Origin of the sequence: Streptomyces sp. NPDC048442 (assembly GCF_040651475.1) — a bacterium.
In the GTDB taxonomy this organism is placed as follows: Bacteria; Actinomycetota; Actinomycetes; order Streptomycetales; family Streptomycetaceae; genus Streptomyces.
In genome coordinates, this window is the sequence record NZ_JBEZKB010000007.1 from 251,236 (window position 1) to 274,526 (window position 23,291).

The following is a 23,291-nucleotide window of genomic DNA, read 5'->3' on the forward strand; positions in this document are numbered from 1 at the left end:
CGGCCCCGGCCGTTGCGTGTACGGTTCTTGTGTCCCTGCCAAGCAGTGGCAGTGGTACACGAACCCGAACCGGCGGGACATCCGGACACACATGTATGTGGGGACTCTGTCCTTCGACCTCCTGCTCGGCGACGTACGGTCGCTGAAGGAGAAACGCTCCATCGTCCGGCCGATCGTCGCCGAGCTGCACCGCAGGTTCGCGGTCAGCGTGGCGGAGGTGGGCGACCAGGACCTCCACCGCAGGACCGAGATCGGGCTCGCGGTGGTGGCGGGTGACACGGGGCACCTCACAGACGTACTGGACCGGTGCGAGCGCATGGTGGCCGCCCGGCCCGAGGTGGAGTTGCTGTCGGTACGGCGGCGGCTCCACAGTGACGAAGACTGAGCACGTCAAGCGTGTAATAAACAAGGAGAAGGACCAGTGGCCGACAACGCTCGGGCGAAGAAGCTGGCGGACCTCATTCAGCAGGTCGTCGCCGAAAAGCTGCTGCGCGGGGTCAAGGACCCGCGTCTGGGGACGCACGTGACGATCACGGACACCCGCGTCACCGGTGACCTGCGGGAGGCCACGGTCTTCTACACGGTGTACGGCGACGACGAGGACCGCGCCAGCGCGGCGGCCGGACTCCAGAGTGCGAAGGGCGTCCTGCGCTCGGCGGTCGGGGCGGCGGCCGGCACCAAGTTCACGCCGACCCTGACGTTCGTCGCGGACGCGCTCCCGGAGAACGCCAAGACGATCGAGAGCCTGCTCGACAAGGCGCGGGCCTCCGACGCCAAGGTGCGCGAGGTGTCCTCCGACGCCACGTTCGCCGGCGACCCGGACCCGTACAAGAAGCCCGGTGACGACGACGAGGACGACGCCACCGCATGAGCAACGCAGTAGTGAGCAAGACGCCGGACGGACTTGTCATTGTCGACAAGCCGTCCGGCTTCACTTCGCACGACGTCGTCGCGAAGATGCGCGGGATCGCCAAGACCCGCCGGGTCGGCCACGCCGGCACACTCGACCCGATGGCGACCGGGGTTCTGGTGCTGGGTGTCGAGAAGGCGACCAAGCTGCTCGGCCACCTCGCGCTGACCGAGAAGGAGTACCTGGGCACCATCCGGCTCGGCCAGGACACCCTCACGGACGACGCCGAGGGCGACATCATCTCGTCCACCGACGCTTCCGGCGTCACCCGCGAGGGCATCGACGCAGGCGTCGCGGAGCTGTCCGGCGCCATCATGCAGGTGCCGTCCAAGGTCAGCGCCATCAAGATCGACGGCAAGCGTTCGTACAAGCGGGCCCGCGAGGGCGAGGACTTCGAGATCCCGGCACGTCCGGTGACCGTCTCCTCCTTCCAGGTGTACGACGTGCGCCCGGCGGTCGCGGAGAACGGCACGCCCGTCGTGGACCTGGTCGTCTCGGTGGTCTGCTCGTCCGGCACGTACATCCGCGCCCTCGCACGCGACCTGGGCGCCGGACTCGGCGTCGGCGGCCACCTCACGGCGCTGCGGCGCACCCGGGTCGGTCCCTACGGTCTGGACGGGGCGCGCACCCTGGAGGCGCACCAGGAGGAGCTGACCGTCATGCCGATCGCGGACGCGGCGGCAGCGGCGTTTCCGAGGTGGGACGTCGACGAGAAGCGGGCCGCGCTGATCATGAACGGTGTGCGGATCGACATGCCGGCGCACGAGCGCAACCCGGTGGCCGTTTACGGGCCCGACGGGCGCTTTCTTGCGTTGGTCGAGGAGCAGCGGGGCAAGGCGAAGAGTTTGGCTGTCTTCGGCTGAGGGGTTTTCGGGGCGTTGTCCGGTGCGGGTTCGGGCTGGGCGCGCAGTTCCCCGCGCCCCTATGGGGCGCCTCTGAGGGGCGCTCCCTGAGGGGCGTCGGCGAAACCGTGGAGCGGGTGGCCCGCTCCACGGTTTCCTCCCGCTCCCCCCCCATTCCCCCTGCCTTGGGTCTGTCCGTTTCCGGTGCTCGATTCACCCCTTCGGGCGGGCGCTCGGAGTGAATACGGGGAGTGACGGGGGGCGCTTTCGCCAGGCGTTCTTCTGCAACTGATCATCCTCTGCCTACGGTCGTGGGCAGGGGGTGATCCTTTATGGCGGACGACGGGACCCGGCCGGTTCCGCCGGTCGTGCTGGTGCGGATCTGCGACCTTGCCGGGCGGCCGCGCGGCACCGGCTTCGTCGCGGACGACCTGGGCACCGTCGTCACCAGTCACGAGAGCGTCGACGGGCTGAGCCGTCTCGTCCTGCACGCCCCGGGCGACCGTACCTGTCTCGCCGAGGCCGACGCCATCACCCCGCTGCCGGAGCAGGGCCTCGCGCTCGTACACACCGACGGGCTCGGTGTGCGCCCGCTGCCGGTGAGCGGGCGGACGGAGACCGCGGTCGGGACGTACGTACGGCTGGTGGCCGGGGGGTGGCGGGAGGCGCGGGTGCTGGGGGCGGCGCCCGTGACGTACACGGCGACCGACCGCTTCCATCTCCTGGACTCCGCAATGGAGTTGGCGATGGGGACGGCGGGGAGCGACGCGCTGCGGCTGGGCGGGGCGGCGGTCGGCGGGCCCGTGCTCGACGCGGAGACCGGGGCGGTGCTCGCCGTGGTCGGGACCTCGCTGCTTCCCCAAGCTCTCCACTTCGTTCGAGCAGGGGAGACCCCACACGCGCACGCGGCGGCCGGTTACGCCGTACCTCTCGCAGGCAGGGCGGACGGCCCGCTGGGGGAGTTGCTGCGGCGGAACGCGGCGAGCGTGCCCGCGTACGGGGAGGACCTGAATCTGGCGGGCGCGCTGCAGCTGACGGCCGCGTCGGTGGGGTCCGTGGGCGGGCCGGGCGTCTGGCGGGAGTCCGTCGAACGGGACTGGCTGGTAAGGGAGTTCGCGGACTTCGCGGCCGGTGGGGCAGGTGGTTCGGGAGGTGCGGCGGTGCTCGGTCTTGTGGGTGCGCCCGGGACCGGACGTACCACCGAGCTCGCGGCACTCGCCGCGCGGCGGGCCTGCGGGGCCGGGCCCGCGCCGACCGTATGGCTGCGCGGGGCCGACCTGCGGGACGGGGACGCGTCGGTCGCGGCCGCGATCGGGCGGACGCTGGCGCAGGCGGGGCGGATCGTCGCCGCGTCCGGGACGCCGGGGGACATGGGCGTGGCCACGCCGGAGCGGGTGGCGCGGCTGGCGCGGGACGCCGGCCGGCCCCTGCTCGTACTCCTGGACGGGCCCGAGGAGATGCCGCCCGTACTCGCCCACCGGCTCGCCGAGTGGACGGCGGGGACGGCGGGCTGGCTGAGGGAGTGCGGGGCGCGCCTGGTGATCGCGTGCAGGCCGGAGCACTGGGAGCAGGCCGGGGCGCTGTTTCCCCCGGAGATCCTGCACCCGGTACAGGCGGAACGGCTGCCTCCGGCGGTCCTTGTGGGTGATTTCGACGAAGCGGAGGCGGCCCGCGCACGGGAACGGTACGGGATCGAGGACGGGGCGCTCGAGGAGTCCGACGCCCGGCATCCGCTGACCCTGCGGCTGCTGTCGGAGGTGCGGGCGGCTCTGCCGGGAGGCGCGGCGCAGGGGTGCCCGACGCGGGAGGAGGTCTTCGAGGCGTACCTGGGTCTGGTGTGTCTACGGGTGGCGGTACGAGTGGCTGCCGGCCGGCGTCCGGCGCTGCGGGGCAGCGCCGTGAGGCGACTGGCGGCGGAGGTGTCCGGCCGGGTGCACGAGGCGGCACGGCGGTGCTTGGGTCCCGGGCAGGGGGAGTTGGACAGGGAGTCCTTCGAGGAGATCTTCCCGTGGCGTACGGGCTGGGCGTCGGCGGTGCTGACGGAAGGGGTACTGGTGCCGGCGGGCACCGGGTACCGGTTCGCCCACGAGGAGGTGGGGGACTGGGTGCAGGGGGCGCACCTGGACTTGGGGGAGGCGGTGGAGGGGCTGGTGCATCGGGGGACGGGTGCGGGGGCCGTGGTGCGGAGCGGCCCCCTCCCCGCCCCTTCCCGAACCTGGGGGCGCTGCGAAGTACCGGCCCGTCCGGCGTGTGAGGACGCGCGGCCGCAGGCCGTGCACGGGGCGCAGCCCCGGACCTCGGCCCCCACAGTGCAGGCGGTGCACCCGCCCTGTGGTGAGGGGGTCGCGCGGGTGTTGCCCGTGCCTCGGCATCGGATTGGGCCCGTGGTGGAGGCCATGCTTCTGCTGGAGCGGAATGTCGGTACCGCCGAACTCGTCCTGTGCATGAGCGAGTTGATCGCGTCACTGGAGGTTCTGGAGGGCGAGGAGAGCGCCGACGCCCAGTGGTGGGGCGCCCAGCTTCTCGCGGAGACCCTGTTGCGGGTGCCCGACGTCGGGCCGTACAGCACCGTGCTGAAGGAGCTCGCCGCCGCGGTCACCGCGCGCTCGCTGCGCGCGGGCGGGCCGCAGGGGCTCGGTGGGCTCGGCCGGTTCGGGCCCTGGTTCTGGGAGCGGGTCGAGGTCGACCTGGCCGAACGGGTCGACCTGCTGAGGGTGTTGGTGCTCGCGGACGGGGTGCCGGTGCCGGAGGAGCAGCACTCGCCCCCCGGCGTGCCGCTGCCCGCCCCCCGCCCCCGGTATCTCGACGCGCTCGTGCGTCTGCTCGTCGCCGACGTGCGGCGGGTGCAGGTGCTGCTGTGCGGGTGGTTCGGGGACGGTCGGGTGCTGCCGGGCGGGGCCGGGCTCACCGTCGCCGAGGTCGCGCAGGTGGTGCTGCACACGCACCGCGGCCTCGCGATCGACGATCTCGTCGAGACGCTGGTGGAGGCGGGACGTCCGAGAGCCGATGAGTTGCTGCGCGCCCTCGCCGCCGACGAGCCCGCCGCGCTGTGCCGGGCCGTCGGCCGGTGGGCGCACGACGGGCGGGCCGAGCGGCGGGTGGCCGCCGCCTTCTACGGGGGCGTGGTGGCCCCGCATGCGGCCGGGGCCGCGGACCGGGAGCTGCTGCGGTTCGCCGCGCTCGCGCTGCTGGCACGGGGGGAGGACCTGAGCCTGCACGGGGCGGCGCTGGCACTTCTCGTACGGGATCCCGCTTCGCGGTCGCGGTTTCTGCCGCGTGCCGTGGCCGCGTTCGTCGTCGGGGAGCCGCGGGTGCCCGCGGACGCGCTCGTCGCCGCGCTGGGCACGCACCCGGAGCCCGCCCTCGCCGCCCTCAGGACCGGGCTGCACGCCGCCGACTCCCGGGCGGGGGAAGTGCTGGCCGCCCTCGCGGGTGTGGACACGCCCGCTCTCGCACCGCGCGTCGCGGCCCTCGTCGCCGAGTACGTGGCGCGGTGCCCGGACGGGGCCGGGTACGTGGCCGCTTACGTCGAGGCGCGGCTGGAGAGAGGCCCCGATGCGCGGGCCGTGCTGTTTCCGCTGGTGAGCGGGGCGCTGCGGGGGAGGGCGTGGCAGGTGAGGAGTGCGCTGGCGCCGGTGCTGGCCGCACCGGGGACGGCCGTGTCCCGGGCGCTGCGGGCCGAGCTCCTCGACGTACTCATGGAGTACGAGGAGTACCAGCAGTGGGAACGGTTCCAGGAGCAGTTTCAGGAGCGGGAGGAGTGGGAGGGGCGGGAACAGGCTGTGCTGGACGCCGTGCTCGGGGCCGCCGCGCGCGGGGCGGGGGCCCGGGACGAGGAGCGGACCCGGGAGCTGGTGCGGCGGGCCGGGGTGCTGCTCGTCCGGACGCCTGAGGGGGCGACGCGCTTTGACCGGCGGCTCGTGGCGCTGGCCCGCGAGGTGCCCGGATTCGCCCGGTTGGTCGCCGAGTGGCTGGCCGGGGCGCCGCAGCAGTGGGCGGCCCTGGTCGGCCCCAGCGCGCGGCGGACGGTGCAGGCACTGGCCGAGGCGTCGCCGCCCGCGAGGGAGGGCGGGGGCGAGGACGGGGCACCGATGCGGGGTGCCGGGCGTGGGCATGGCAGTCTTAGACCTGCGTAAGAGCAGGCTTCGGGGTCCGTCCGGACCTCCGGGCAGCCCACATCACGTACAAGAGACGTACAAGGAGCGGTCACAGTGCAGCGCTGGCGTGGCTTGGAGGACATCCCCCAGGACTGGGGACGCAGCGTCGTCACCATCGGCTCCTACGACGGCGTGCACCGAGGGCACCAGCTGATCATCGGGCGGGCGGTGGAGCGCGCCCGCGAACTGGGCGTGCAGTCCGTCGTGGTGACCTTCGACCCGCACCCGAGCGAGGTCGTGCGTCCCGGCAGCCACCCGCCGCTGCTGGCCCCGCACCACCGGCGCGCCGAGCTGATGGCGGAGCTGGGGGTCGACGCCCTGCTGATCCTGCCGTTCACCGCCGAGTTCTCGAAGCTGTCGCCCGCCGACTTCGTGGTGAAGGTGCTGGTCGACAAGTTGCACGCGCGGCTCGTGGTGGAGGGGCCGAACTTCCGGTTCGGGCACAAGGCCGCCGGTAACGTCGCGTTCCTCTCCGAGCTGGGTCCGACGTACGACTACGGCGTCGAGGTCATCGACCTGTACGTGAGCGGTGCGGCGGGCGGCGGCGAGCCGTTCTCGTCCACGCTCACCCGGCGCCTCGTCGCCGAGGGCGACGTCGCGGGCGCCGCCGAGATCCTGGGCCGCCCGCACAGCGTCGAAGGCGTGGTCGTACGGGGCGAGCAGCGCGGCCGCGAGCTGGGCTACCCGACCGCCAACGTGGAGACCCTGCCGCACACCGCGATCCCCGCCGACGGGGTGTACGCGGGCTGGCTGACCGCCGACGGCGAGCGGATGCCGGCGGCGATCTCGGTGGGCACGAACCCGCAGTTCGAGGGGAAGAAGCGGACCGTCGAGGCGTACGCCATCGACCGCGTCGGCCTTGATCTGTACGGGCTGCACGTGGCCGTGGAATTCCTGGCGTACGTGCGCGGAATGGCGAAGTTCGAATCGATCGACGCGCTGCTCGAAGCGATCGCGGACGACGTGAAGCAGTCGCGGTCGCTGATCGCGGACGCGGACGCCGCCGCCGACGCGAAGTAGAAGCAGCAAGGGCAGGCAAGGGGCAGGAAGGGAAGGGGGCGGTCCGGTCCGGAGGCCGCCCCCTCGGCGGTCCGGTCCGAAAGCCGCCCCCGCCGCTCACCCCGTGTGCACCTCCAGCGCCGTCCGTACCGCCGACTCCAGCGCCCCCTCGATCCAGGCCGGTTTGACCGAGGTGTGGCAGCCCGCGAAGTGCAGCCGTCCCTCGGCCGCCGGGATGTCCGGGAAAAGCTCCGTGTGCTGGCCGGGCAGCAGCACCGACGCCTCCCCGTACGCATACGGGTCGCGCATCCACGACTGGGTCCTGCCGACCCCCGTGTAGAACACCTCGATCCGCTGCCCGTACACGTCCTGCACCCCGCCCAGCGCACGCGGGTAGCGCTCCTCGTCGTCGAAGGCGTCCCACTTCAGGGCGTCGTCGGCCCAGCTGTACGAGGCGAGCAGCACTCCGCCCGCACTGCCGGGCACCGGGTACGACGGCTCGAACATGAACCGGTTGGGGTTGTCGGTCGTCGACCCGCCGCCGATCACCCGCGCCGCTTCCGGCTGTTCGTGCAGGGTGGCCCGGTGCGCCGCGTAGTGCACCCGCTGGCTCCGCGAGATGTGCCCGTCCGGTACGGAGGGGTGGGCGCCGAGCAGCGTGCCGTCGGCGGGGGCCCTGCCGCGCCGGTAGGCGTCGTACAGGCCGGGCCGCACCGCAGCCAGCTCCCGCTTCCAGTCCGCCTCGTCGAACTCCCACCAGCGGCGCGAGAATTCCAGCAGCACCTTGGTCGCCGAGTCGTAGTGCACCTCGGTCACCGCGCGCCGCTTCCCGTACGAGAGGGCGGGCGTGAAGGTGACGTGGCGCAGCCCGCTGAACGGCACGGTGAGGATCACCTCGTCGCCGTGGAAGGTCTCCTGCACGGTCTCCTCGCCGCCGCGGCCCTCGGAGACAGTGTGCACGTCGACCCCGCGCGGCCCGTGCTCGACGCGCACCGCCCGCCGGTCGAGCCGTACGGCGTCCCGCACCCGGTCGTAGAGCGCGTCGGCGAACGTCGCGGTGCCGCCGGGCAGTTCGTAGAACACGGTGTCGGGGCTGATCAGGGCCGCGGACAGGAAGCTGTGCACGAAGCCGAGGTGGAGCCGGGACGTCATGTTCTGGACCGTGCCGATCAGGTCGATCGTCGCGTCGTCGAGCCTGGCCCGCTCCGTCAGGTACCGGTACATCGACCAGTGGCCGTACGTTTCGAGGACCGTCGCCCAGCCCTCGACCAGCGCGTCGCCGCTCTTCCCGTCGATCAGCGCGCGGGCGGGCGCGAGCGCGGTGCGCACGATGTCGGAGGCGGGCACGGTTTCGTACTGTGCGGGAACACCGAAGGAGCGATTCACCGCACGCGGGTCGCGCTGGTAGTCGGCGCGGCGGGCCCGGACGCCGTTGACCAGGATCCAGGTCCGGAGGGCGGGATTGCCGAGCGAGTCCACGTCGGACAGGTGGAAGCGGCGGCGCTTGAGCCCGAGGGAGTCCAGCAGCCCTGTGACCAGCGGATGGCTGTCGGGGATGCGCATCGCACCGGCCTCGGCGTACTGCAGGGGGTCGGCGAACGGCTGCTCGGCGTTCTCGTGGCCGCCGGTGCGGAAGGTCTTGATCCGGCCGCCGACCCGGTTGCCGTTGGCCTCGATGACGGTGACCTGGTGACCGGCCTGGAGAAGGAGGTGCGCGGCGGCCATCCCCGCCGGCCCCGCACCGACGATCAGGACCTTCTTGGGGGCGCGGCGGCTGCGCGGCAGGCCCTCTTCGAGGAGGATGCGCGCGTAGCCGGGGACCAGGGGCCGGTGGTGCCGGTCGAGTACGAGGATGGCGCGGGCCACGGCACGGCAGACGTCGCGGGGCACGGGGGCCTGGGCAGCGGCGTGCGCGGGGGCCTGCCCGGGGGAGTGGGGCGGGGACGCGGCGGTGGCGGCCGAGGTGCCGGGGAGAACGAGGGCGGCGGCGCCGGTCGCGGCGATGACCGTACGCCTGGACGGCCGTGCACGTGGGTGGTCTTCGTAACCGTTCATAGTCATTTGGCCTACGTTCGGGCCCGGAGGGACGCAGGCGGCAGGAAACACTCGCACGAGTGGAGTGATTCACCCGTTCCGACCACCGGGCCCGGGTGCTCTCCACATGCGGAAGGCGGCCTGTTGCGGCAACGTGGTCGGGGTCCGTACTTCTGTACCTCTGTACCTCTGTGAAAGGCAGGACCCGTGGCTGACGGCGAGAACACCATCGACAAGATCAAGGGCAAGGCCAAGGAGATGGGCGGCAAGGCCACCGGTAACGACCGGATGAAGGCCGAGGGGAAGACCGACCAGCTCAAGGCGAAGGCCGGGGAGATGCGCGACAAGGCCAAGGACAAGGCCGAGGGCGTCAAGGACTCCTTCGGCCGCAAGAAGGACGACAACGCCTGACGATGGCTGCGCGTCACAGCGACGCGGCGGGCCCGGACACACCCCTCGGTGCGTCCGGGCCCGCCGCGTCGTCCGGCTGCCGCTCTGCTACGTCACTCTGTGACGCGCCTCTTCTACGCCCCCCGGGTCGCCGCCGCCCAGTGGCAGGCGACCTGGGGGGAGTCGCTGTGCGCGGGAAGCACAGGCAGCGCTTCCGTACGGCACTGGTCGGCCACGCCCGCCGCCTCCGCCTCGCCCGAGGCGAGGATCTGGCAGCGGGCGTGGAAGCGGCAGCCCGACGGGATGCGGGAGGGGTCCGGGGGCTCGCCGGTGAGCACGACCGGCGCGCCGTCCGCCTCCGGCAAGACCGACAACAGGGCCTGTGTGTACGGGTGTTGGGGCGAGGTCAGGACGTCCTCCACCGGTCCGCTCTCCACGATCCGGCCCAGGTACATGACGGCCACCCGGTCCGCGATGTTCCAGGCGAGGCCGAGGTCATGGGTGACGACGAGCGCGGACAGACCGAGTTCGTCCCGGAGTTGGAGGAGCAGGGCGAGGATCTCGCCGCGCACGGAGGCGTCGAGGGAGGCCACCGGCTCGTCGGCGACGAGGAGTTCGGGGCCGAGGACGAGGGCGCCCGCGATGACGACGCGCTGGCGCTGGCCGCCGGAGAGCTCGTGCGGGTAGCGCAGGAAGAACCGCTCGGGCGGCCGGAGACCGGCCCGGGACAGGGCCTCGCCGACGGCCGCGCGTTCGTCCCCGTCGTAGCCGTGGATACGGAGGCCCTCGGCGACGGCGTCGTACACGGTGTGCCGGGGGTTGAGGGAGCCGCTGGGGTCCTGGAGGACGAGCTGGACGCGCTTGCGGTACGCCTTGAGGGCGCGCGAGCGGTAGTCGAGCGCGGCCCCGCCGAACGCCACCTGGCCGGAGGTGGGGCGGGCCAGGCCGAGGAGGGTGCGGGCGAGGGTGGTCTTGCCGCAGCCGGACTCGCCGACGAGGGCGAGGATCTCGCCGGGCGCGAGAGCGAGGTCGACGCCGTCGACGGCTCGGGCGGGGGGTGCGCCGTGGCGGCCGGGGAAGGTCAGATGGACTGCGTCGGCGGAGAGGAGGGGGGTGGGGGCGGTGGTCATCGGTGGCTCCCTGGGGGCTAGCGGGATCAGGAGGCTCGGGGCTAGGGGGCTAGCTTTTAGGGGCGCGGGGAACTGCGCGATCAGCCACGACGCACCCGCACCGTTCAGGGCCCCGGCCCTGCCGGGACCGTCGTCCCCACATGCACGCACGCCGCCCAATGCAAAGGCCCCGCGTTCCGCAGCAACTGGTCGTCCGTGGCACACGCCTCCAGCGCCACCCCGCACCGCGGGTGGAACGTACACCCCGACGGCAGGTCCGCCGGGTCCGGCGGATCGCCCGGCAGCCCGCGCGGCGCGCGCCGCGACGCGAGATCGCCGACGCGCGGGAAGGCCGCGGACAGGGCGCGCCCGTAGGGGTGCTGGGCCCGCTTGTAGACGTCCATGGCCGGCCCCTCCTCCACCACCCGCCCCGCGTACATCACCGCCAGCCGGTCGCAGGTGTCCGCGAGGACCGCCAGATCGTGGCTGATCATCAGCAGGGAGATGCCCTGGTCGGCGACCAACTGCTCGATCAGGCGCAGGATCTGGGCCTGGATCATGACGTCCAGGGCCGTGGTCGGCTCGTCGGCGACGATCAGGTGCGGGTCGCAGGCCAGCGACATGGCGATCATGACGCGCTGGCGCTGGCCGCCGGAGAGCTCGTGCGGGTAGGCGTCCGCGCGGGCGGCGGGCAGCCCGACCTGTTCGAGGAGTGCACGGGCGCGCTTGCGGGCCGCCGCCGGGGTCGCCTGCCGGTGGATCAGGACCGGTTCGGCGATCTGGTCGCCGATGCGGTGCACCGCGTTGAGCGAGTGCATCGCACCCTGGAAGACGATCGACGCCCCCGCCCACCGGACCGCCCGCAGCCGCCCCCACTTCATGGTGAGGACGTCCTCCCCGTCGAGGAGGATCTCCCCGGTCAGCTTCGCGCTCATCGGCAGCAGCCGCAGCAGGGCCAGCGCGAGGGTCGACTTGCCGCAGCCGGACTCGCCCGCGACGCCGAGCTTCTGCCCGGCCGCGAGGGTGAGGTCCACGCCTCGTACCGCATGCACGTCCTTGCCGTACGTGACGTGCAGGTTCTTCAGTTCCAGCACCGGCGCCGCACCCGGCGTCTTCAGTGTGCTCAACGGGACACCCCCAGCTTCGGGTTGAGTACGGACTCGACGGCGCGCCCGCACAGGGTGAAGGCCAGGGCGACGAGCGCGATGGCGAGTCCTGGCGGCGCCAGGTACCACCAGTGCCCCGACGACACCGCGCCCGCCTGGCGCGCGTCCTGGAGCATGCCGCCCCAGGAGACGACGTCCGGGTCGCCGAGGCCGAGGAACGCGAGGGTGGCCTCGGTGAGGATGGCGCTGGAGATGCCGAGGGTGGTCTGGGCGAGGACGAGCGGCATCACGTTGGGCAGCACGTGCCGGGTCATGATGTGGGTGTGGCCGCCGCCGAGCGCACGGGCGCGCTCGATGTAGGGGCGCGACTCGACGGCCAGGGTCTGCGCACGTACGAGACGGGCCGTCGTCGGCCAGGCGGTGACGCCGATCGCCAGCACCACCGTCCAGATGCTGTGCGACAGCACGGTGGCCAGGACGATCGCCAGCACCAGGGCCGGCATCACCAGGAGCCAGTCGGTGACCCGCATTGCGACCGTGGCGAACCAGCCGCCGAAGTGCCCCGCCAGGATCCCGACCAGCGTGCCGATCGCCACCGACAGGGCCGCCGCCATCAGCCCGACGGCGAGCGAGACCCGCGCCCCGTACAGCAGCAGCCCGAACAGGGAACGACCGAACTGGTCGGTCCCCAGCGGGAATTGACCGCTGGGCGATTCGAGGGCCTCGCCGGGGGCGTTCGTCACGTTCTGTACGTCACTGCCGACGAGGAGCGGCGCCGCCAGGGCGATCGCGGCGATCAGGAGCAGCCCGGCGAGGCCGATCAGCCCGGCCCGCTGGGCCCGGTACTGCTTCCAGAAGCGGGCGGCGGACCTGCGGCGGCGGGCCCGTGCGAGGGACTTGGCGGTGGCGGGGCGTACGGGCTTGGCTTCGGGGGAATCGGTGGCCCCGGGGGAATCGTTCGTCCCGGTGGGCCCGCTCGCCCCGGTGGGTTCGCTCGTCCCGGTGGGCTCGCTCGCCCCGGTGGATTCGGTCGTCATCGGCCCACCCTGGGGTCGAGCAGCGGATACAGCAGGTCGGCGAGGAGGTTCATCAGGATCATCGCGCCCGCGAAGACCACGAACAGGCCCTGCACCAGGGGAAGATCGGGCACGCTCAGCGCCTGGTAGAAGAGCCCGCCCAGGCCCGGCCAGGAGAAGACCGTCTCGACGAGGATCGAACCGGCCGCCACATGGCCCAGGTTGATGAAGATCATGGTGACGGTGGGCAGCAGTGCGTTCGGCACGGCGTGTCTGCGGCGTACGAGGGAGTCCCGCAGGCCCTTCGCCCGCGCTGTCGTCAGGTAGTCGCTGCCCATCTCGTCGAGCAGCGAGGAGCGCATGACCAGGAGCGTCTGCGCGTATCCGACCGCGACCAGGGTGAGGACGGGCAGCACCATGTGGTGCGCGACGTCCAGGACGTGCGCGAATCCCGTCTCGTTGCCGGACTCCATGCCGCCGGTGGGGAACATGCCCGGGATCGGCCCGATGCCCACCGAGAACACGATGATCAGGAGCAGGCCGAGCCAGAACCCCGGGATCGACCAGAGGGTCAGTGCGATCCCGGTGTTCAGCCGGTCGCCGAGCCCGCCGTGCCGCCATGCGGACCGCGTGCCGAGCAGCAGCCCGAGCGTCGAGTACACGAGGACGGCGACGCCCGTCAGCAGCAGCGTCGCCGGGAACTTCTCGGCGATCAACTCCCCTACCGGCGCGTGGAATTGGTAGGAGATGCCGAGGTCGCCGGATAGTGCCTTGCCGCAGTAGTCGGTGAACTGCTGCCAGATCGGCTGGTCGAGCCCGAACTGCTTGCGCAGCGACGCCAGTTGCTCGTCGGTGACCCGCCGGCCGTGCGTCATCGCCCGCACCGGGTCCCCGGGGATGATCCGGAACAGGAAGAAGCTGGTGACGAGCACGGCGAACAGCGAGACGGCGGCGCCGCCCAGCTTCCCCGCGACGTACAGCAGATAGGCGGTCCTGGGCCCGGCGGCGCGCGCGAAGGCGCGGCGCGGCGGCCCGGACTTCACCGGGCCGCCGCCGGGCTCCCGCACCACGGCGGGGGTGCTTGCGGTGCTCATGGTGGGGTGGGGTCCCTCCGGATCGATCGCGGGCCCGTTTTCGGTACGGGACAGGCCGTTGGTGGCGGTACTGGACGGGCCGTTGGCGTACGTGGACTACTCGCGGTCCTCTGCGGTCGAGCGGCGGCGCACGGCGGTGACGACGGCGATCGCGGCGACCAGCAGGACGGCGATGCCGGAGATGATCCAGACGGTGGGCGAGGTGCCGCCGTCCCCGTCGCCGCCGCTGTCACCGGCGGCCGGCTCCGCCGACCACCAGCTCCAGTAGCCGTCCTGGCCCCAGATGTTGCCCGCCGCCTGAGGCATCGTCAGGATCGACTTGATCTGGTCGGTGCGGTACGCCTCCACCGCGTTCGGATAGACCATCACGTTCATGAACCCGGTGTCGTACAGCCGTGACTGCATCTGCTTGACGAGGTCGACGCGCTTGGCCTTGTCGTACTCGACGGCCTGCTTGCCGTAGAGGTCGTCGAACTGCTTGTCGCAGATGAAGTTGTCGGTCTGGCCGCTGACGTCCGCCGAGGTGGGCAGCGCTCCGCAGGTGTGGATCGACAGGACGTAGTCCGGGTCCGGGTTGACCGAGTAGCCGTCGAAGGCGAGGTCGTAATTGCCCTTCTGCCAGGGGTCGGTGACATCGTCCAGGCATTCGACCTTCAGGCCGATGCCGAGCGCGCCCCACCACTCCTGGAGGTACTTGCCGATCGCCTTGTCGTTGGGGTCGATGGCGTGGCACAGGATGCGGAAGTCGAGCGGCTTGCCGTCCTTGCCGACACGCTTGCCCGCCGCGTTCTTCTTGTAGCCGGCGTCGTCGAGGGTCTTGGCCGCGGCGGCCGGATCGTAGGTGATCTTCTGCTCGGGGGACGGCTGCCAGTGGTAGTCGGCGAAGCGCGGCGGGAGGTAGCCCTGCCCCTCGACGGCGTGCCCCTGGTAGACCTTGTCGACGATCGTCTTGCGGTCGACGGCCTGGAAGAGCGCCTTGCGGACGGCCGGGTCGAGCAGGGCCGGGTGCCCGTCGCCGAACTTCCGCCCGGACTTGTCCTTGGCGCCCGGGTTGGTGGCGAGGGCGAAGAAGCGGCGGCCGGGTGCGTCGTTGACCTTGATGTCCGGCTCGGACTTCAGGGACGCGGCCTGCGCGGGCGTCAGGTTCTGTACGAAGCCGACCTCGCCGCGGCGCAGTGCGGCGACCGCCGCGTCACCGTCCTTGTAGTACTTCAGGGTCAGCTCTTCGAACTTGGGGGCGCCGCGCCAGAAGTTCTTGTTGGCCTTGAGCTTCACGTACTGGTCGGTCTTGTAGTCGGTGATGATGTACGGCCCGTTGCCGACGATCGGGAACTTGTCGTCGTTGTTGAACTTCGAGAAGTCTCCGACCTTCTCCCACACGTGCTTCGGCACGATCGGCACGTCCAGCGCCGTCATCGTCGCCTGTGGCTTCTTGAGCGTGACGACGAGGGTCTCGGGGTCGGGGGCCGTGACCGTCTTGAAGTTGGAGGTGAAGCTGCCGTTGGCGGTGGCGGCGCCCTCGTCCGTCATCATCTTGTTGAAGGTCCACGCGGCGTCGGCGGCGGTGGCCTGCTGCCCGTCCGACCACTTGGAGTCCTTGCGGATCTTGTACGTCCACGTGAGCTTGTCCGCAGAGGGCTTCCACTCGGTGGCGAGGGCGGGGACGGTGTGCGCGTCCTTGACGTCGTAGTTCGTCAGGTAGTCGTAGACGAGCCGCAGGAGCGTCGTGCTGGAGAGCCTGGTCGCCAGGAAGGGGCTGAGCGAATCGACGCTCTGGGCGATGGCGACGGTGAGGTTCTGGCCGTCGGCCTTGACCTGGGCGGGAGGGGCTGCTGGGGCCTTGGCCGGAGGTGCGGCTTGGGTTGCTGCTTGGGTTGCTGCTCGGGTTGCTGCTTGGGCCTGCGACGGCGCCGGGCTCAGCGGGGTGGCGGCTCCGGCCAGCAGGGCGAAGGCGGCGGCCCCGGTCGCCAGGAGGCGGCGGGCGGGGCGGCGGCGGGTGGTGGGGATGGCGCCGTTCGTGGAGCCGTTCGTGGAGCCGTGGGTGGAGCCGTGGGTGGAGCCGTTCGTAGTGCCCTTTGTGTCCATGGACGGAGACCTCACGTCGTCACTTGCGCGTCACTTGCTCGTACGTGCCCGGGAGGCGGGTGGATCATGGGTCGGCAGACGGGTGTGGCGAAGGTCTACCAGCGCTCTTCCGGACATGTCAACGGCGTGCGGGCGCGGCGTCGACGGTACGTCAAGTGCCGTTTGTGCTGCGGGAATACGGGGCAGGGCGGCGTGGCGTACGGGGTCCGGGACGCACGGAGGGCCCGCTCCGCGGCCACGTCACGGGGACGTGCGGGTCACGGAGCGGGCCCTCATTGGTCTCGACCTCTGAAGCCCTACTGCTGAGGGGCTGGCGGCGCCGCCGGAGGCTGCTGCTGCGGCGGCCAGTTGGCGGGCGGGAGGGGGGCGGCCTGGGGGTCGGGTTGGCCGGGCTGACCTGGCTGGCCCGGCTGGGGGGCTTCCGGTGTGCCGGGCTGTGCGGGCAGGGGCTGTGCGGGCAGGGGTTGTGCGGGCAGGGGTTGTGCGGTGGGCCCGCCGGTGAACAGCACCTCGGAGAACGGGGATTGGCCGGGGAAGCCCTGGGGTGCGGGCTGCCCCTGGGGAGCGGGGGCCTGCTGCCAGCTGCCGGGGGACTGGGGCTGCTGGGGGTAGGGCTGGGGTTGGGGCTGAGGGTAGGGCTGGGCCTGGCCCGGGGCTTGCGGCTGGGGGAACTGGCCCGGCTGCGGTCCGGGTTCACCGGGCTGGGCGTGGGCCTGGGGCTGGCCCGGGGGATGGGGCTGCGGGTGCGGCTGCTGCCAGTGCTGGTCGGGTCGACCCTGCTGCTGCGGTGCGTACGGCTGATCGGACTGGGCCGGCTGTGGGGGCGCGTACTGCGGGACCGGCTGTCCCGGCTGGCCGTGCTGGCCCTGCTGCTGAGGTGCGTACGGCTGCTGGTACTGCCCCGGCGCCTGCGGCTGGCCGGGGATGTGCTGGCCCGGTACCTGCCCGGGGCCCTGCGGCTGGCCTTGGCCCTGGCCATGGCCCGGCATCGGCGGGGCCAGGTGCGGCGGCGGGTTGCCGTCCGCCGTCCACAGTCCCTGCACCTGCTGCGCCCGTACGAAGTCCTCGGCGACCAGCGACGAGAGGTGGAAGTACGCCTCGCGGGTCTTTGGCCGCATCATGTCGAGGTTGACCTCGGCGCCCGCCGACAGGTGCTCGTCGAACGGCACGACCACCACACCACGGCAGCGCGTCTCGAAGTGCTGCACGATGTCGTCGACCTTGACCATCTTGCCGGTCTCGCGCACCCCGGAGATGACGGTCAGCGAACGCTGCACCAGCTCCCCGTACCCGTGCGCCGACAGCCAGTCCAGCGTCGTCGACGCACTGCTCGCACCGTCCACCGACGGCGTCGAGACGATGATCAACTGGTCGGCCAGGTCGAGGACTCCGCGCATCGCGCTGTAGAGGAGGCCGGTGCCAGAGTCGGTGAGGATGATCGGGTACTGCTTGCCGAGCACGTCGATCGCGCGCCGGTAGTCCTCGTCGTTGAAGGCCGTGGAGACGGCCGGGTCGACGTCGTTGGCGATGATCTCCAGGCCGGAGGGGGCCTGGGAGGTGAACCGCCGGATGTCCATGTAGCTGTTGAGGTACGGGATCGCCTGCACGAGGTCACGGATCGTCGCCCCGGTCTCGCGCCGCACGCGGCGGCCGAGTGTACCGGCGTCCGGGTTGGCGTCGATGGCGAGGATCTTGTCCTGCCGCTCGGAGGCGAGGGTCGCGCCGAGGGCGGTGGTCGTCGTGGTCTTGCCGACGCCGCCCTTGAGGGAGATCACCGCGATGCGGTAGCAGGAGAGGACGGGGGTCCGGATGAGTTCGAGCTTGCGCAGCCGCTCGGCCTCCTCCTTCTTCCCGCCGAACTTGAAGCGGGAGCCGGCGGACGGATTACGGCTGCTCTTGGGCTTCTGCTTGTTGTTGCGCAGCAGGCGCTCGGAGGACAGCTCGACGGCGGCGGTGTACCCGAGGGGAGCTCCGGGGTGCGACGCCTGCCGCTGGTCGGCCGCCACGGGGGAGGGCCAGGCGGCACCGGTCCGGGGGTCGACGGGGTTGCCGGAGGTGACGGGGGTTTCCGGCTGGGGCTGTTGTTGCTGCGGCGGCTGCTGCGGTTGGTGCTGCTGAGGTACGGGCTGCTGGGCAGGGATACCGGGGGCACCGGGAGCCGTGGCTTCCGGCTGGGCGGCGGAGGAACTGGGCTGCGCCGCATGGGAGTTGTCCGGTGCGGCGGGGGCCTGCGGGAATCCGTAGCCGTTCTGCGGGGCCCCGGGTGCCGAAGGCTGCGGGAAGCCGGTCTGCGATGCGGGTGCGGGGGCCGGGAGCGGTGCTGTGCCGGGCTGCGGGAATCCGTAGCCGCTGTCCGGGGCCGGTGCCGGATTCGGTGCGGGGGCGGGTGCCGGCGCGGGCGTGGGGGCCGGGAGCGGTGCCGTGCCGGGCTGCGGGAAGCCGTAGCTGCTCTGCGGTGCTGCGGGGGCCTGCGGCTGCGGGAACGGGGACCCGGCGTCCTGTCCCGGGGCACCGGGCATCGGGGCCGGAGGCTGGGTCTGGGCGCCGTCGTGCTGTGGGAATCCGTAGCCGCTGTTCGGGGCCGGTGCCGGGGCCGGATTCGGTGCGGGGGCGGGTGCGGGTGCGGGTGCCGGCGTGGGGGCCGGGAGCGGTGCTGTGCCGGGCTGCGGGAAGCCGTAGCCGCTCTGCGGTGCTGCGGGGGCCTGCGGCTGCGGGAATCCGTAACCGCCATCCGGAGTCGGGGCGGGGGCCGGTGCCGAGGGCTGCGCGGGGCCGGGCTGCGGGAATCCGTAACCCTGAGGCTGCGGGCCGGGGACCGGCGGCTGCGGGGCGGTGGGGCTGCCCTGCGGCGCTTCCGGCTGCTGCGGGAAGCCGGGGGAGCCCTGCGGCTGTTGGCCGGAGGTCTCGCTCGACGGTGCGGGTGCGGGCCAGGACGACGGGGCGGCGGGAGGCGCGGGCCACTGCGGTGCGGTCGAGGGCGCCGCAGGCTGGAAGGAAGGGGGCAGCGGCGGCAGGCTGCCCTGCGGCGGCGCCGGGGGAGTCCAGGCCTGGGGCGCGGGTGCGGGCGCACCGGCGGGCGGAGTGTCCTGCGGCTCCTCGGCGAAGGGGGCGGCGGGGGCAACGGGGGCTACCGAGGCGTCCGGGGCGTCCGGGGCGTCCGTGGGAGCGTCCTCGGGAACGGCGTCGTTCACGGGGACGTCGGCGAGCGGCGCGGCTGCGACGGGCGCGTCCATGAGGAAGTCGCCGGGTACGGAGTCGCTCGGCGCGAGGTCGTCCGTAGCGAGACCGTCCGGTACGGAATCGCTCGGTACTGAGTCGTTCGGTACCGAGTCGTTCGGCTCGGCGGCATCACGGTCGTCGGGGTACGAAAGTCCTGACGGGCCATCAAGAGGGTTATCTGCATGGCCGGTTGCCGCTATCGAGGCCGCAACGACGTCCGAGGTCGAGTCGGATTCAGAGCCCGAGTCCGAGTCCGAAGGGCGCCCCTCGGCGGGCACGTCCACCGCAGCCGGTGCAGGGGAATCGAGGCCGGAGTCCGGCTCCGAGGCGGAATCGGTACCCGTATCGGCAGAGGCAGAGGCGGTCACGTCCGCGTCCTGGCTCTCGACCTCGTCGGTGTCCGTGTCGGCGCCGAGACCCTCCGGCTCCGGCTCCGTACCCGCGTCAGCCCCGGCCACGGAGTCGTCCTCCGCCCGAGCGGTCTCGCTCGCCGAAGCATCCGGCGTCGCCGTCGAGCCGTCGCCCGTACCGTCGTCCGCCACAGCGGCAGCGGTGGATGCCGCAGCCTCCTCGGCCGCCGCGAGTTCCGCGAGTTCCCGCTTCAGCGCGGCGGGGGAGAAGCGCATGGTCGCCCCGCTCTCCAGGTCCCCGCCCCCGAACGCCTCCGGCTCGCCGGCCGAAGTTCCCACGGAACCCGATGCTCCGACGGAACCCGAAGCTCCCACGGAGGCGGAATCCGATGCTCCGACAGCGGCGGAACCCGGCGCTCCGACGGAAGCGGAACCCGAAGAACTCGCATTCTGCGTGTACCAAGCGGGCGGCGTGTAGTCGATCGTGAACTCGCCCGTCTGGTCGGCCTCCGAGTCGGGCGACTCCGGGTCGGGCGCGCTGACGGGCACGTTCCAGCCCTCGCGGATCTCGTCCCGCTCGCTGTTCACATTGCCTCCTGCTGTGGTCGAGCACCCTGGTGCCGTGCGTGGTGGGTGGGGTGACCGCTTCCGTCGTCCGATCCGCTCGGCTCTTCCCCGTGTTCTGCCGGGGCGGTCGGCGTGCCCTGCCTGCTGCTCGCAAGCCCGCCTGTCGCGCCCGTGCGTCAGCCTAGTCGTCAGCACTGCCCGTACGGCAGGCCCGATCGCCCGACGAACCGTGCCTCCGGCGTCACTTGACGCCCAGAAGTGACCTCCTGGCATCACTCCGTAACGACCAAAACGGTCACCACTTGACATCTCCACACGGAATGCAGCCCGCCCACCCCGCCGCCCGCACGCTTCCCAACAATCAGGTGTCAACACCTGTGGCATGTGTCATGGCAGCGTGCACACACCCTGCACAACCCGCGAGCAGCAGCCCCACCGCGCACAGCCCACCGCGCACAGCCCGCCCTGCCCGCACAGCGAAAAGCGGTCACCGGGCAGACATCCCAGTGACCGCTCTCCGACGCCGGCCCGGCTACGTCAGGTCGAACTCCCCGTCCCGCGCCCCCAGCACGAACGCCGTCCACTCCGCCTCGGTGTACCGGAGCACGGTCTCGGGGTCCGCCGACGACCGCATCGCCACGGCGCCCTCGGGCAGGTACGCGATCTCCACGCGCTCCTCGGCGTCCTCGGTGCCCGGCGCACCGAGCCACTCCACGTCCGAGATGTCGAGGGCGTAGAGGGCGTCCTTCTCCTGCTGCGTTCCCATTCCGGTGTCCTTCCGCTTCCACTCGGCCCGACTCAACGGCCAACGGTCAACAGCGGCTCTCGCAAGCGCCGTTCGTTCCTCAGGACATGTTGCCCGATGCGCAGGCGGGGGGTTCCGCCATCGTGCCGATCGTGCTATCAGGCCGTTCGTGCTGTCGAGCCGACAGCGACAGCTCGCCGCCCGCGCTGCCCGACGCGTCAGTCCATCCGGCGCGCAGGCCCGAGCAGCGTCCCCTCGACCGGAGTGGGCATCGTCGTGACCCAGTGCCTCTCCCGCCCCGCGCACCACAGGGTGACTCCGTCGCCGAGGCCCGGCAGGGCCGCGACCTCCTCCGGGGTCAGTCCCAGCAGCCGGCCGATCTGCTGTGCCTCGTCGGGCGACACCCGCTGTACGCCGACGAGTGCCGAGTCACGGATCAGCCGAGGCGCCACCGGACTGAGATACGGCAGCAGCGTCAGCACCGACTGCCACGGCGAGGACACGATCCGCCCGCGCGGCGGCCGCATCCCGCAGTCCCGTACGACCAGCACGGGCGAGCCCGGGGTCGCGCCGCTGGGCGGCACGCGCCCGACCTCGTACAGCGTGATGCAGTCAGGACCCGAAGCCGGTCCTGCCCCCGGACCTGCCCCGTGACCCGCTCCCTGTCCTGCCCCGTGACCCGCCCCCTGGCCGGTCCCCGTACCCCCGCCCGCCGCCTGGGCGAGCTGTGTCCACACCTGGGCGCGGCCGGTTTCGACGCTCACCCGCGCGCCCGTGCCCGCGGTGCGCAGCGCCAGTGCCTGCGCCGTCCAGAGGCCGCCGATGAGCAGGACTTCGTACGGAGTCGGACGGTGCAGCCCGAGTATCCGCGGATGCCCGCCGGTGTCGCTGCCGAGCAGGATGCCGTCGTCGCCGACCGGCAGGGCGAGCGCGCCGAGGTCGTCCGTCAGGATGCTGTGCCCGGGGTGGCGGGGGCCGCGCAGCCCGTGCGGCACGACGTCCCTGATCCTGGTGGCGACCCTGCCGCCCGCCGCCCTGTTGCCGCGCCTCACCGGGCACCGCCCAGCGGCAGAGTGGCCAGCACGCCCGGCAGCTGCTCCCGGTCCAGACGTACCAGAGTGACCTTCGCGGAACCCGCCATGCGCTCCAACTCTTTTCGTACGGACACCAGTTGGGTGTCGGAGTCGCCGGTGACGCGGATGTGCCCGGCCACCGTCGACGAGCCCCGGTGCGGACCGCGCCGCACGGTGAGGCTGACGGTGGTCGCGTACGAGGGGACGTCGGCCAGCGCCGAGACCACCCGGGGCAGCGGGGTCGCGGCCCGCCCCAGCTCGGGCCAGCGGCCCACCGCGTACGTGGTGTGCAGCCGGTCGTCGCACTGCCAGACGCGGGACGTCTCGGCGGTCCGCCGGACCGCGCCCGCGTCGGCACTCGCCCCACCGGAAGGCCCACCGGAAGGCCCACCGGAAGGCCCACCGGAAAGCCCACCGGACGGCCCACCGGAAGGTCCGCCGGCAGGGCCGCCCGCGGGGCCGCCGGTCCGGGCGCAGACGGTCGTGGCCACCGCCGAGTTCAGCTCCTCCTGGTTGAGCACCACGGCCCGGAACCCCGCCCCGGTGACCCGGCTCGCCACATGGTCGGCGACCCGCACCAGACAGCGCTGGGCGCCGGCCACACCGCCGCCGCGCGCCTCGACCGCCTCGTGGGCGAGCTCGGGGTCCAGCTTCAGCGCGATCCAGGTCATCCGCAGGGCGGGCGTCGGGGTCTGCTGCTGGAGGGTGGCGTGCGAGACGCGGGCCGCCGACCGCTCGGGCAGGTGCGGGGCGGGAGCGGACCGCACCTGCTGGAGCAGCTGGGCCGACTCCAGCACGATGTCGTCCACCGCGAGACAGTCGCCGAGCAGCGACAGCGGCAGCGCCCGCGCACCGGACGCGGGCCGCAGCGCCTCGCCGCTCGCCTCGACGCGTACGACCGCGGTGAGGAACGTACCGTCGCCGAGCATGCCGACGGTGCGCCGGTCCCGGTCCACGTAGGTGTACGGGCCAAACCCGGGCACGTTCTCCGCGACCGGCACCAGCGCGGCGTCGAGGGCGGGATCGAGCACCGCGGTGCCCCGCCGGCTGCGCGCCCGCAGGGCGAACACCGCGGACAGCCAGTCCTGCACCGCACGCCCACGGCGGCGTACCACCGCGAACAGCAGCAGCACCACGGCCACCACCAGCCCGGGAACCAGCCAGATGCCACCGGCGAGCCAGCCGAGACCGCCCGCGGACACCGCGAGCTCCACCAGAACGAGCTGGCGCAGCGGCAGCGAGGCCGGACGGCCGGTGCGGGACAGCGGCCGCAGACCGGTCTTCGCGGGAGGATCCCCAGGTCGGGCAGCAGTGGCCGTGCCCCCGGGTGCGGCGGCCGAACCGGTGCGCCCGGCGGTCGAACCGGCCGAATTGTTCGATTCGTTGCTACGTTGCCGACGGGAAGTGGTACGTCGGTTTCCGGGTGGTTGCGGTGTGTTCCGCCCCCCGCGTTCGCGCGTTGTCGTCGCCACCGCAGCCTTCCCGTCGGTTCTACAACCAGCGCCCCCGTGTCAGGGGTTGACCGGTCGATCACAGTACCGGAGCAGCGGAGCAGGGGCACCGGCAGGCATAGTGAGGGGCAGCAGGACAGCAGG

Annotated in this window: 16 protein-coding genes; 6 read left to right on the forward strand and 10 right to left on the reverse strand. The window is 72.5% G+C overall.

Features of this window, described 5'->3' with window-relative positions; translation table 11 throughout:
- The first annotated feature begins 91 nt into the window (after positions 1–91).
- From AB0D18_RS13910 to AB0D18_RS13930, 5 genes are all read left to right on the forward strand, one after another.
- Positions 92–385, forward strand: coding sequence for a DUF503 domain-containing protein (locus AB0D18_RS13910; protein WP_362416510.1), 294 nt, complete (start codon positions 92–94; stop codon positions 383–385).
- A 36-nt stretch (positions 386–421) separates the two neighbouring features.
- Positions 422–871 carry a 30S ribosome-binding factor RbfA gene (gene rbfA, locus AB0D18_RS13915; protein WP_362416513.1) on the forward strand — a complete coding sequence of 150 codons (450 nt, stop codon included), beginning with the start codon at positions 422–424 and terminating at the stop codon, positions 869–871.
- Positions 868–1,773, forward strand: coding sequence for a tRNA pseudouridine(55) synthase TruB (gene truB, locus AB0D18_RS13920; protein WP_362416516.1), 906 nt, complete (start codon positions 868–870; stop codon positions 1,771–1,773). Before rbfA ends, truB begins: the two co-directional genes overlap by 4 nt.
- A 311-nt stretch (positions 1,774–2,084) precedes the next feature.
- The gene (locus tag AB0D18_RS13925) at positions 2,085–5,888 is read left to right on the forward strand and encodes a serine protease (protein WP_362416519.1); all 3,804 of its coding nucleotides are present in this window, start codon (positions 2,085–2,087) and stop codon (positions 5,886–5,888) included.
- 75 nt (positions 5,889–5,963) lie between these two features.
- The gene (locus tag AB0D18_RS13930) at positions 5,964–6,929 is read left to right on the forward strand and encodes a bifunctional riboflavin kinase/FAD synthetase (RefSeq protein ID WP_362416522.1); all 966 of its coding nucleotides are present in this window, start codon (positions 5,964–5,966) and stop codon (positions 6,927–6,929) included.
- 96 nt (positions 6,930–7,025) lie between these two features.
- On the opposite strand, the gene AB0D18_RS13935 is transcribed toward AB0D18_RS13930, so the two are convergent.
- Positions 7,026–8,969 (reverse strand): FAD-dependent oxidoreductase, encoded by a 1,944-nt coding sequence (locus AB0D18_RS13935; RefSeq protein WP_362416525.1) that lies wholly within the window; start codon positions 8,967–8,969, stop codon positions 7,026–7,028.
- 180 nt (positions 8,970–9,149) lie between these two features.
- Between AB0D18_RS13935 and AB0D18_RS13940 the strand changes: the two genes are divergently transcribed.
- Positions 9,150–9,353 carry a CsbD family protein gene (locus tag AB0D18_RS13940; RefSeq protein WP_362416528.1) on the forward strand — a complete coding sequence of 68 codons (204 nt, stop codon included), beginning with the start codon at positions 9,150–9,152 and terminating at the stop codon, positions 9,351–9,353.
- A gap of 113 nt (positions 9,354–9,466) precedes the next feature.
- On the opposite strand, the gene AB0D18_RS13945 is transcribed toward AB0D18_RS13940, so the two are convergent.
- The 9 genes from AB0D18_RS13945 to eccE all read right to left on the reverse strand — a co-directional run bounded on the left by AB0D18_RS13945 (position 9,467) and on the right by eccE (position 22,910).
- Positions 9,467–10,462: an ABC transporter ATP-binding protein gene (locus AB0D18_RS13945; protein WP_362416531.1), complete on the reverse strand. Its 996-nt coding sequence runs from the start codon at positions 10,460–10,462 to the stop codon at positions 9,467–9,469.
- A gap of 104 nt (positions 10,463–10,566) precedes the next feature.
- On the reverse strand, positions 10,567–11,568 hold the full coding sequence (locus AB0D18_RS13950; protein WP_362416534.1) for an ABC transporter ATP-binding protein: 1,002 nt from the start codon (positions 11,566–11,568) through the stop codon (positions 10,567–10,569).
- Positions 11,565–12,584, reverse strand: coding sequence for an ABC transporter permease (locus tag AB0D18_RS13955; RefSeq protein ID WP_362416537.1), 1,020 nt, complete (start codon positions 12,582–12,584; stop codon positions 11,565–11,567). The genes AB0D18_RS13950 and AB0D18_RS13955 overlap by 4 nt, the downstream gene beginning before the upstream one ends.
- A complete protein-coding gene (locus tag AB0D18_RS13960; protein ID WP_362416540.1) occupies positions 12,581–13,657 on the reverse strand; it encodes an ABC transporter permease in 1,077 nt (358 codons plus the stop codon). The genes AB0D18_RS13955 and AB0D18_RS13960 overlap by 4 nt, the downstream gene beginning before the upstream one ends.
- A 96-nt stretch (positions 13,658–13,753) precedes the next feature.
- Positions 13,754–15,742: an ABC transporter substrate-binding protein gene (locus AB0D18_RS13965; RefSeq protein ID WP_362416543.1), complete on the reverse strand. Its 1,989-nt coding sequence runs from the start codon at positions 15,740–15,742 to the stop codon at positions 13,754–13,756.
- 296 nt (positions 15,743–16,038) lie between these two features.
- Entirely contained in the window at positions 16,039–19,899 is a 3,861-nt protein-coding gene (locus tag AB0D18_RS13970; protein WP_362416546.1) for an SCO5717 family growth-regulating ATPase, read from the reverse strand.
- A 511-nt stretch (positions 19,900–20,410) separates the two neighbouring features.
- Complete coding sequence (locus AB0D18_RS13975) at positions 20,411–20,644, reverse strand: DUF397 domain-containing protein (protein ID WP_362416549.1); 234 nt, start codon at positions 20,642–20,644, stop codon at positions 20,411–20,413.
- A 197-nt stretch (positions 20,645–20,841) separates the two neighbouring features.
- On the reverse strand, positions 20,842–21,630 hold the full coding sequence (locus tag AB0D18_RS13980; protein WP_362416721.1) for a hypothetical protein: 789 nt from the start codon (positions 21,628–21,630) through the stop codon (positions 20,842–20,844).
- Between the two features lie 41 nt (positions 21,631–21,671).
- Positions 21,672–22,910, reverse strand: coding sequence for a type VII secretion protein EccE (gene eccE / locus AB0D18_RS13985; RefSeq protein ID WP_362416552.1), 1,239 nt, complete (start codon positions 22,908–22,910; stop codon positions 21,672–21,674).
- Between the last annotated feature and the right edge of the window lie 381 nt (positions 22,911–23,291).